The organism is Streptomyces sp. NPDC051064 (genome assembly GCF_044455985.1).
GTDB lineage: Bacteria > Actinomycetota > Actinomycetes > Streptomycetales > Streptomycetaceae > Streptomyces.
Map to the genome: position 1 here is coordinate 1 of NZ_JBITFK010000008.1, position 11344 is coordinate 11344.

Sequence of the window (11344 nt, forward strand, 5' to 3'; positions counted from 1 at the left end):
TCCGGGAACCGCCCCTGCAGCTCACCCAGACTCTCGCCCACCTCAAGGGCATAGCCCGACAGGTAGACCAGCGCCTCGACGTTGTCCTCCACACCGGCCACCGTGATCACGGCGCCACCGTAGGAGTGACCCACCAGCACCACCGGACCATCGATCTGACGAACCACCGAAGCCACATACGCCGCATCCCCGATCAGACTGCGATTGGGAACAGCCGGAGCAACAACCCTCAGCCCCCGCTTCAACAACTCGGGAACAACAGCGGAATAACTGGACGCATCCGCGAACGCACCATGCACCAGAACAACGGTCGGCTTCTCAGAACGGGACATGACGATCCTTCGGTAAGGGCTCGGAACCGGGATGCGGCTCGGTCGGGGCGGAGAGGGCGGCGTCCGTCAGCCGGCTACGCAGGGAAACGGCAGTACGGCGCCGCAGCCTCGTCCGCGGCGGATCGAGCACACTGACCTGAGTCTGTACGCGATCCTGCGCTCTGCTTGCCCGGGCGTGCATGCTCTCTGTTCTCTCCGCGCCCCGTTCGCCATAGCTCCCTCGGGTCGGAGGACGGTGCTGCCGCCCTGCTCTCCCGGAGGAGTGGAGCGCGGCAAGGTCCGCCACTCGGCGCCGCAAGAGATGCGCATACTGACCGCGGAGGACGAGTTCCCGATTCCGCTTACGGATCTCCGGCTGGTCGAACCTTCAGGCCGTCAGCGTGGCGCTCCCTGCCCTGTCCGGAGGCGGCTTCTGCACTCCCGCCATGGAGGCGTGAGCGCCTGCTCCGCGGGGGCGAGCGCCTACGGTGCGGTCTCGGAACACACCGAATACGGTCAGGGAACAGAACCGCCCTCATGCCACGGCGGTGAGACGGGCGAGCCGGGCGCGCGCCTCGTCGAGACGTACCGGGTCCGCGTCGGAGCCGAGAGCGACACATGCTCGGAAGGCCTCATGAGCCTCCTCTTCACGGCCCTGGGACAAAAGGGCCTCTCCCAAGTAGAGGAGGTGGATGCTGCGCAGCGAGAGGTTGCCGAGAGCGTCACAGAGGCGCACTGCGTCCTGGATGTGCGCAACAGCGTCGTCCCACTTCTCCAGCAGCGCGTAACTTCTACCGATCCCGGATTCGATGCTGATGCGTGCCGCCGCGGCGATATGCGGTTCGATACGATCGCCGGCTTCCTCCAGCGCCGTCAGAGTCTGCTGATAGGCATCGAGAGCCGCGGCGCCCTCGCCCTGCGACAAGAGGGTGCTGCAGCAACCGTGCCGGGCCCACAGACTGCCGTGGAGATCGCCCGTCGAGGCAAAAAGCGGCGTGGCACGGCCGTACTGTTCGGCTGCCTCCGCGAATCGCTCCATGCTCCGGTTGGCCCACCCCTGGTAATAGTGCGCCCACGCCTGTTGCAGTACATCGCTCGCCCCGTGCGCCACCGCCAGCGCCTGAGCGGCCACGGGCAGACCAGCCTCAGGGCGGCTCTCGCACACGATGAGGGCCCAGGCGTAGTAGTTGAGATGGGTGGCTCGCATGACCTCGTCGCCCAGGAGTTCGGCACTCCGGGCGGCCGTGTCGTACACCTCGGGCCAATGCCCCCAGAAGACCCACTGATCCGAGAACCAGTGAAGGGACTCAGCCACCTCCACCACCACCGCGTACTCTCCGGCCTCCGCCGCGGCACGTAGGGCGGCCAGCCAGTTGGCCCCCTGTGTCTGCAGCCACTGCCGGGCCAGGTCGGCGGAGGACAGGTCCACCAGCCCACGCCAGTGCGCCGGAGGTGCCCCGTGGCCGGGCTCGAACCAGCGGCCGGCCACGATGGTGGTCTCCAGCAGCCAACGGTAGAGGTCGGCCCGTACCCGCTCTGTCTCCTCGAGCCCTTCCTCGGCCTCAAGGCGGCCTTTCGCATACAGGCGCAGGAGATCGTGCAGGCGGAAGCGGTCACCTTCGGGGCCGAGCAGGCCAACCTCGACCAGCTCTTCGAGGATGTCCTCCGCAGACGGGAGGTCCTGTCCGAGAAGCTGCGCCGCGCAGGCCACCCCGGCATCCGGACCTGGTACGACGGACAGTCTTCTGAACAGCCGGGCCGCATCGGGGGTGAGCTGCCGGTACGACAGATCGAAAGCAGCCGATACCTTCCTGCCTCCCGCGACCAGCGAGTCCAGGCGGTGCTCGTCCAAGGCGAGCCGATCGGCCAGTCGCCGTACCGTCCAGCCGGTCCGGGTCGCCAGCCAGCTCCCGGCGACCCGCAGGGCAAGAGGAAGGCAACCACACCGGTCAGCCACCTCACGGAGCGCTGGGGCCTCCTGGGAGGCGCGCTCCTCGCCGATCACGCCGGTGAGAAAAGCTACGGCCTCGTCCTGGGCCAGCTCACCCAGGTAGAGCCGGTGTACATTCCGCAACCCGGTGAGCACCCTCCGACTGGTCACCACCACCATGCTCCGACCGCGCTCCGGCAGCAACGGCGCTACCTGAGCCTCGTCGCAAGCGTTGTCGAAAATCAACAGGCAACGCCGCTCGGCGAGGAGGTCCTGGTAGAGCGCGGCGTGTCCCTGCGGGCCGGCCTTCACGAGCTCGCCATCGGCGACGCGGAACGCCTTGAGAACGCTCAGCATGAGTTCCGTCGCTGCGGCAGGGGCCTCGTCCATGCCGCGCAGGTCCAGCACCATCTGGCCGTCGGGAAAGTGGGGAGCCAGCTTCTGGGCCGCGTGCAGAGCCAGCGCCGTCTTCCCCATGCCGGGTGGACCGGACACCGTCATCACCACGGGCTCCGACCCGTCGCGTCCTGAGCCGGCTCCTCCGGCGGACGGGTCCTCGCCCGCCGCCAGTGCCGTGAGCGAGGCCAGCTCGGGCAGGCGTCCTACGAAGTCGTCGGTCCGTCTGGGAAAAGTACGAACCGGCATGGCGGCAGAGTCGGGGCCGCGTCCCATACGTGCCGCCGCAAGCAGGCCGTCGCGCTGTTCCGCATCCAGGCCCAGGCCGTCGGCCAGAGCCGCCACCGTGCGCCGTTGAGGGTCGGCGCGCCGCCCGCGCTCCAGGTCCCCGATGCCCCGAGCGCTCACTCCCGACAGCTCAGCAAGGCCCTGGATGGTCAGATGCCCGTTGAGTCGCAGCTGTCGCAGCAACGCTCCGAATTCCTGTCCCTCGCCGCTCACCTTGACCGTTCCCTTCGCAGCCGGGCCGTGGCCCGGCCTCCGAAGGACGATCTCAGTGACACCGCGAGCGCTGATTCGAAGTGCGCCGTGGACAGGCACCAGCGCCCTCGTCCTCAACTTTAGCTCTCGCGACTTTGCGAAGCCGTGTCCTCCGGGCCTCCTGTGATCAGCGGCACAGCGCGTGACATGTCTGTCAGCGCTCAGACCCTTGCCTCGGGGCGCACAATCGGCGCACTGGCGCGGTGCGTATCGGTTAGTGATCATTCAGGTGATGTGGGACCGGATCGAACCGCCGATGCCAACCGATCCGATCCGTGGAAGACGGTGGCCCGACCACCGCCGGATCCTGGGAGCAGGAGCGCATGCTGGCGATGCCGTTGTCGGCTGGACTGCATCGGTGGGCAACCCTCTGCCGGGGCCACCACCATGCGGCAAGGGAGAGGAGAGGCCGCACCCGACCGGCCCGAGCCCAGGCTCGTTCACCGTGCCCCAGGAGCCGTTGAGTGTCGTATTCAGCCGACATCGCAGGTCAATGATCCGCTCTCAGCCCGTCAGCGCAGGCCCACCAGTACCGCCGCGATTCACAAAAGGTCATAGCGACAGGCTCTAGCAGGCATAGAGGTCACCAGGCCCTGCCGACGGAAAGGGTCGCGACGGGCCGGTTCACGCCAAGCGGCCGCCCGCTCCGAGCTCTGACCTGTCCGTCCTTCGGCAACGAGTCGGGAACTCGACTGTGAACCCACCACTTGAAGGAATCGAGCTGAGGGTTTCATTGAGAGCGACGTCGAAGCCGGCCGTGCGGGCGAGGCATTGGAGGGGCAGTCCGTGATGGGCCACCGGAAAGCGCCCCCGGCTGCCCGGCGAGTGGAGAGACAGCCGCCGGTCGGCGAGGAAGGTCATCGCCGCAGCCGTATCCTCGTCCTCCGTCTTCGGACGGACGGGCGGAGCCGAATCACCGCCCGGCTCCGAGACTTCGGGGGCCTCCGAAGCGGTCCGCTTGTCCACTGCCGGCGGTACATGTGCCTGGCCTCGCACGCAAAGCTCCCGCCGTGCTGTCCCTTCGCCAGGAACAGGCCTGCGGTGCGGCAGTAATTCCACTCACGTCGGCCCAGACCTGCCCGGCCTCGGGCCAGGCCTCGTCTCTGACCGAGACAGTTCAGTCGCTGTGGCCCGTGAGCTGCGCGAGTCCGCTGTCGATGTCGACGTACGCGGCTTCCGTACCAGGAGGCACCAGCTGGCCGGCATTCTGCAAGAAGCGCGTGACTTCGGACGCCGAGAGCTCGACCAGCGCGGCACCGGCGCGGGTCCGCAGGACTATGCGCATGGTATCCGGAAGGCAGCGGTGCCGAGGAAAGACCAGCACGTCGCCGACGCCGGCCGGCCGACGCAGTCCCTCGGCCAGCAACTCACGCGCGAACACCCAGACGACCGGTCCGGCCGTGGGTGCTCCCAAGGAGAGGTGGACGGCATAAGGATCCGTCGCGTCGTAGCGCAGTTGGCTGGGCAGGGGCACCCGCCGGTCTTCCAAGACACTGACGAAAGCCGTGACATCGCACTTGATCGATGTGAGCGGTTGACTCATGGGGGCTCCCGAATTAGCAGCTGAGTGGTCATCTGGGCATCACCCTAGAAACATGTGCATGCAACTCCTTGTCGCTCAGCGCATCCACCATTGCTCCTAGGAGTACGGGAGGTCACTCGTCCAACGAGCCCAGGTCTGGCACTGTGGTGATCACGTCGGCTCCGGATGCCGCCAGCGTCCACACCGTGCGCCGACGAGCACGCACGCTCACTCCGCGACCCCAGATCTCCGGCAGGGAAGTACTGTGCGCCAGTCTTTACGACGCCCACGGATTTTCTTCCTCCGCCACCGAGTCAACGGTTCCGTATGGGATTGGGGCCAGGCACAGGCACGTCGACCGGCGACTCAGCACTTCGTGCATGCGGTGCATGAACCGGCCTATGGTGAGGCAACTACACTGCGAATCTCCGCGCATACATGACCGATCCGGGGAACGCGCTCTCGTTCACAAACAGAAGTCGGTACAGCACGGAGTGTTCTCTGTGTACGCATGGATGCCCCTCAAGCGATCGACCAGATCGCAAGACGGTGACGGTACGAATGCTCCGGCCCCCTTGGGGTAACCGACACGTCGCCAACCGTTCCTGGCTATTGGTCTAGCCGACCTGCGCGCCTCTGCGTCCGCAGCACGGCTCTCCGGACCGACTCTCCTGCTCCGCTCACGACGGAGTGACGCTTTCTGCCTGCTAGCTGCCTGGAGTCGGACGCCATCGGCAGCTTTGCTGGTCAAGGCGGAGAACCGGACAGCGTGCTGCTGCTTCTTGGCTCCCTTCGTGGGGGTGCTTGCAGTCGTGCACGTGACGACTGGGCAGTCTCCGCCCATGGCAGCGGTTGAGAGGAGCCGGATGAGCCCGGTGCTGTTGACGTCACAGATTCCCGAGGAACAAAGACTCCTCTCCTGGCACAACGCTGTGGCCCGGGAGCTGGTGCCCGTGACAGTCATGCCGCACAGCGCGGGACCGTTCACCGGGCGGCTCGTCACCGATCGCGTGGGGACCCTACGGGTTTCCACCGTCGAAGCCGACGCCCATCGCATCAGGCGGACGAAGGCCCACATCGCGCGGTCACCGGAGCCTCTGGTTGCCGTCGGTGCCCAGGTGACGGGCCGGACAGTACTTGTCCAGGCAGGGCGCCAGGTCACGGCCGACCAAGGTGACCTCTTCGTCTACGACACTTCACGCCCGTACTTCCTTGAACGCCCGGAGAGCTTCTCCGCCCACGTGGTCCTGATCCCGCGCCGCATGCTGGACCTGCCGGACGAGGCGCTCGACGGCGTCATCGGTACCACGTTCGGCACCGAGCAAGGGTGCGCCGCAGTCCTGAAACCTGTTCTGACGACACTGGTCTCCTCCGCCCACAGGTACTCGGCCTTTGCGACGGGCGGGCTGGTCAACGGTCTCATCGATCTCTTCTCCACCCTGGTCACGGAACGGTACGAAGGGTTGGCCGAGGGCGCCGGCACGACTCGGGATCACGTCGTGCAGCGTGTCCGCGAACACATCGACCAGCATCTGGGCGAACCCGACCTGTCGCCGGAGTCCGTGGCGCGGGCACACAGGATCTCGGTGCGCTATCTGCACCGGCTCTTCGAAGACGAAGGCATCACCGTCGGCCGGCTGATCCAGCGACGTCGGCTGGAGAGGTGCGCGCACGAGCTGGCCCGCCGCAGCCGGACCATGCCCACCGTGTCTGCCGTCGCCCAACGCTGGGGCTTCGTCAATCCAGCGCACTTCAGCCGAGTGTTCCGGGGTGCCTACGGCCTCTCACCTCGCGAATGGCGTGCCTTGGGCCTGGAGAGCGGCGCGACGATGCATGCAGAAGAACAGCAGGCGGGCGGGTGACCGGTCCGTCCCCGCGATTCGGTCCAGTGACTCCGCAGGCGTGACGTCGGGGGGTGACACATGTCGGGTGTCACCCTCGACCTCACGCCTGGCGACACCGCCATCGCCTTGTCCGTGCCATGTCCTTGGCCGACGCCGCGAGTGCGAATACGTCAGGGCTACGCCGGCTCGAAAGCGGGCGTAGCGGAAGGTCTGCTGTGCGCCCGAGCCAGTCGCCGCCTCGCGCCGCCGGGACCGAGTCCCCCGCAGCAACGGCAGCCCGGCGTTCAGCGGACCACAGCCCACGCCCGCAATCACCAGGCCGGGCAGCAACCAGGGCCAGAAACCGGCCCTGACAACGCCCGGCATGGCAAATGCGTTGGCCGCGTGGAACCGAAGGTCGCAGGGTCAATTGGTGGCGAGAGCAATGTGGCCGCCGCGGTGGCGGGCGAGCAGGGCCACGACGCAACACCGGCAGGACCTCAGCACGTACGCGGCCTGCCCGCCCGGGCCGTCAGCTCGCGGCCCCACTCGGTCAGCCGGCTGCCGACTTCGAACCGCTGATCTGACGGACGAGCGTGCCCCAACCCGGCGCGGCCGAAGAACAGGGCATCAGACTGGGGAACGTCCCGGCGCCACGCCCCAAGGAGGAGGGAGGAGGGTCAGCCCCTCAGACGGTCGGCCCAATCGGTCGGTACGCGCCCCGCAGGCCCGGGAACGGGCTGGTCGGCGGAGTGACTGTTCGGCGGGGCCAACTGCGGCCCCTTCTCGTACAAGGTGGACGTGTCGTAGTCCCAGAACCAGCTCTCCCCGGGTTCGAAGCTCTGGATGACCGGGTGACCGCTCGTCCGCGCGTGTGCGGTCGCGTGCTGGGAAGGGGAGTCGTCACAGCAGCCGATGTGGCCACAGTTCGCGCAACGGCGCAGGTGGAACCACCACGTACCGTTGGCCTCGCACTCGACGCAGCCTGTGCCGCTGGGCAGGGCCTCGGGGTCGATCGCGTGCGGCGTATTCATGGGGTCTCCCTGTTTCGTCGGGTGGGGGCCGTGGCCGCCTTGCCATTCGTCGGCGCGGGGCTGGGCCGTGAACCGGCAGCCTGGCCTCACACCGCCGAGGGGTTCCACGGCATCGCACAGTGCTGGCCAAGGATCGTCGCCGCGGGCGCCGGTTTCGCAGGCATCGCCTCCGAGCTTTCGGCGACGCACCAAGTGTCCTCCAACGCGGGCGGCCCCACAGATTCAGCGTGGCCTTCGCCTCGCCTGTGCACAGACAATCTAGGGACGTCCTGGGACAGGAGTTGCTCTGAAGCGCATGCACTTATGCCGGTCAGCGCATGGTCACCACGGCAGTACGGGCAGACGTCGACACCGGCGGTCGGAGCGGACGGGCCCATATCATGCGCTCACCGGAACCGCTCACCGTCGGCAATGCGGTTATCCACTTCTACGGCGACTGCATCGATGGCGCCGAGGCGCGTGGCGGCCTCGCTGACGACCTGCGGGTCGGCATAGGACCCAAGGGAGACAACACTGGCGAAGATTTTTCGCGCTTCTGAACTACGCCCCATGTCTAGCAGCATTGTGCCCAGATCACTGAGGTGGCGACTCTCAAGTCCGGCATTTCCGTTATTCCTGCACAGGTCTACCGCCTTCCACAGGGAGGCGATCGCCTCGTCCCGCTCCCCCGACTTCTCAAATGCCACCGCCATACCGCTATAGACTTCCGCCAGGGAAATTTCAACGGAATTCATCTCCAGGAGGTCACCTTTTTCTTCAATGAATGCGAGGGCATCTCGAAAAGCACGCAGGGATTCCTCGGTCCGCCCGGACATCGAAAGGGTCTGGCCCATGCCGTTCAGGGCGGTTAGGCTTCCTTGTATGTCACCTGCGGACGCGAAGAGGTGACTTGCTACGGACAAGTGGTCGGCTGCCGTCGCGTATTCGCCGATCTTCCGGTAAGCCCCCGCCTGGTAGACGTACGCCCAGGCCTGTTGGCTGATGTCGCCTGCGCGTTCCGCCAGTGCGAGGGCCTGGGCGGAGTGGGCCAGGCTGTCGCGGTGGCGGCCTTCACATGTGAGGCGCGCCCATGCCAGGTAGTTGAGCTGGGTCGCCTCCTGGACCGTGTCGCCCAAGGCCTTCGCGCTGGAGGCGGCGATGGCGAAGACCTCCGGCCAGTGGCCCCAGAAGATCCACTGGTCCGAGAACCAGTGCAGGGACTCGGCCACCTCCACCACCACCGCGTGATCATCAGCATTCGCGGCCTCGCGATACGCAGCCAGCCAGTTCGCGCCCTCCGCCTGCAGCCACTCGCGCCCCTTCTCCGCGGAGGACAGATCGACATGCCCCTGGGAAGCCGTGGGCGACGGGGCCCCATGGCCAGGCTCGAAACACCGGCCGGCCACCACCGTGGTCCGTAGCAGCCACTCACGCAGAGCGGTCCGGGCATATTCGATATCGCCCGCGGTCTCCTCAGCGCGCAGCCTCGTCCGGGCATAGAGCCGCAGAAGGTCGTGCAGTCGGTACCGGTCGCCTGCCACGCCCAGCAAGCCCGTCTCGACCAGCTCCTCCAGGGTGTCCTCCGTGTCGAACAGACCCTGCCCGGACAACTGTGCGGCCCCAGCCGTAGAAACGTCCGGGCCCGGGGGCACGGCAAGCATCCTGAACATGCGGGCGGCCTCGACAGTGAGCTGCCGGTAGGAGAGGTCGAACGCCGTGGAGACGCGCGTGTCGCCGATGTCAAGAGCCTGCAAGCGGCTGTCGTCGGGGGCGAGCCGCTCTGCCAGCTGCTGCACGGGCCACGTCCTGTGCGCGGCGAGCCAGCTTCCGGCCAGGCGAAGTGCGAGAGGCAGATAGCCGCAGTACCTGGCAATCGTTTCGAGCTCACCGATATCAGTGGTGGACGCGCGTTCTCCGTCAAGGAACGTGCTGAGCAGCGCTGTGGCCTCGCCCGGCTCGAACCCATCGAGGGGCAGACGGTGCACCCCCTCCAGATCGGTGAGCATGCGCCGGCTCGTGATCACCACGATTCCCGTGCCGGAACCAGGCAACAGCGGACGCACCTGCGCCTCGTCACGGGCGTTGTCGAGCACGAGCACGAAACGCCGCACCGCCAGAGTCTGCCGATACAACTCGATGTGACCCTGCGCCCCCACACGGAGTAGCTCCTTGTCAGGAACCCGCAGAGCTCGCAGCACACCGATCATCAGTTCGCCCAGATGAGGCGCTTCCGTGTCCAGCCCCCGCATGTCGACCACGACCTGACCATCAGGGAAGTGGTCCGCCAGTCGACGGGCTGCGTGCAGCGCCAGCGTCGTCTTGCCTGCGCCCGGCGGCCCGGAAACAGCCGCGATCACCGGCTGCGCCCCCAGGCCATCCGTCGCCTGGCCGCTGGACATCTCCTCCGCGAGCCGCACAAGCCGCGCCAGCTCCCGCCGTCTGCCAACGAACTCAGGCATTCCTCGTGGAACGGCCTGTACGCCGACGGGGGTGTACCCGTCGTTGCGGCCCGCGCGGGCCGCAGCGAGCAGGCCTTGCCTCCCGAAGTCGGACAGTCTCAACCCCTCGGCAAGCGCGGCAGCGGTACCCGGTCGTGGCGCCCCTCGCCTTCCCCGCTCCAGATCACCGATGGCCCTGACGCTCACCCCTGAAGCTTCGGCCAAACCCTCAAGAGTGAGCGAAGCCTCCACCCGCAGCCCACGAAGCATGGAACCGAAATTCGGCTCACCCCCCGACGCCACAGACTCCCCAACCATGCTCTACCGCACCCCACCCTCTGCCTGACCTGCGTATACCCGCTTAACATCGGCCTGTCAGCCAGACGCCGTTCCCGAACTGTCCGCCGGTAGGTGCGAGTTGCAGACGCACTACGCCGGACTCAGACGCCTGCCCGCCAGTCCGATCACTCACCTCAGCAGACGCGCCGGCACGCAGAGCCCTCTTCAGCTTGCAGTCATACCCTCACCCCCGGACCTGCGCGGACTCGGTATGTCGGAATCATACCGAGACCACCCACCCCTGCAGGGAGCCTCAGTGCGCTCCGCGGCAAGGAACCGTGCACCCTCGATCAACCAGTCCGCCGCCCCCCTGTCGCCGCGAGGAGGTCTCGGCCTCCCCGTCGGCGCCCAGGCCTCGCTCACCCGGCAGGGAAGGGACGGAGCTGACGTTTGGGCCGGCAGACCGACGCCTATGCGTGCCGGATGGCGTGGATGGCAACCCAGGACGGAGCGGAGTGACGCAGGCTGTCGCCCGAAGCTCTGCCCGGCCATGGGTTCGGTGCTGCCGTCCGTCGATGGTTGTCGGTGTCGACATACGAATCGTGGCCATGAACCGTGTCCTGCGTGGTGAGACGGACGAGTCGTATGCACGAGACGGCTGCCAGGTCGGGAAGGCCCGGTCCTTACGACTGCCTCGGCTCCGGGGAAACGCACACTGGAGTACTGGCGTGAGGCAGTGGACAAGGCGCTTGTTCCCACGCCCGTTCTCTCTCAGGGCAACGCCACATTCGCTGGACGCACGTCAGCCGGTTCATCCAACGACGACGACTCGAGGAGAGCGCGTACGAACTGGCCCGGCTGAGTCGCACGGCGCCCACGGTGTCGGCGATCGCCGAGCGTTGGGGCTTCGCCGATCCCACCCACTTCAGCCGGGTGTTCCGAGAGGCTTACGGTCTCTCACCCCGCGAGTGGCGCATCGTGCGTCTGGACCGGGCGTGGCCGCCGGCTCCTCAAGCCGGCGGCCACGAGCCAGCGACAAGAGCCTGCCACACCTCCTTGTGGGCCCCAGCCGATGCCGGCGCTTCGTCCGCA

Annotated in this window: 6 protein-coding genes and 1 pseudogene; 2 read left to right on the top strand and 5 right to left on the bottom strand. The window is 67.2% G+C overall.

From position 1 onward, the window contains the following. The 3 genes from ACIBCU_RS26820 to ACIBCU_RS26830 form a co-directional block, all read right to left on the bottom strand. Positions 1–332, bottom strand: a 332-nt coding sequence (locus tag ACIBCU_RS26820) for an alpha/beta hydrolase (protein WP_362942608.1), incomplete at its 3' end; no start/stop codon positions are given. A 514-nt stretch (positions 333–846) separates the two neighbouring features. Beyond that, complete coding sequence (locus tag ACIBCU_RS26825; RefSeq protein WP_362942605.1) at positions 847–3138, bottom strand: helix-turn-helix domain-containing protein; 2292 nt, start codon at positions 3136–3138, stop codon at positions 847–849. Between the two features lie 1156 nt (positions 3139–4294). Further along, positions 4295–4720 carry an SsgA family sporulation/cell division regulator gene (locus ACIBCU_RS26830; RefSeq protein ID WP_362942603.1) on the bottom strand — a complete coding sequence of 142 codons (426 nt, stop codon included), beginning with the start codon at positions 4718–4720 and terminating at the stop codon, positions 4295–4297. Between the two features lie 845 nt (positions 4721–5565). Here ACIBCU_RS26830 and ACIBCU_RS26835 point away from each other — a divergent pair. After that, on the top strand, positions 5566–6561 hold the full coding sequence (locus ACIBCU_RS26835; RefSeq protein WP_399234592.1) for a helix-turn-helix domain-containing protein: 996 nt from the start codon (positions 5566–5568) through the stop codon (positions 6559–6561). Between the two features lie 641 nt (positions 6562–7202). Here ACIBCU_RS26835 and ACIBCU_RS26840 read toward each other — a convergent pair. Both ACIBCU_RS26840 and ACIBCU_RS26845 read right to left on the bottom strand, forming a co-directional pair. Beyond that, positions 7203–7556 carry a UBP-type zinc finger domain-containing protein gene (locus tag ACIBCU_RS26840; RefSeq protein ID WP_362942599.1) on the bottom strand — a complete coding sequence of 118 codons (354 nt, stop codon included), beginning with the start codon at positions 7554–7556 and terminating at the stop codon, positions 7203–7205. Positions 7557–7942: 386 nt separating this feature from the next. Beyond that, the gene (locus ACIBCU_RS26845; RefSeq protein WP_399234595.1) at positions 7943–10291 is read right to left on the bottom strand and encodes an ATP-binding protein; all 2349 of its coding nucleotides are present in this window, start codon (positions 10289–10291) and stop codon (positions 7943–7945) included. A gap of 762 nt (positions 10292–11053) precedes the next feature. Here ACIBCU_RS26845 and ACIBCU_RS26850 point away from each other — a divergent pair. Next, positions 11054–11227, top strand: a pseudogene (locus ACIBCU_RS26850) (helix-turn-helix domain-containing protein); the annotation flags it as partial. Between the last annotated feature and the right edge of the window lie 117 nt (positions 11228–11344).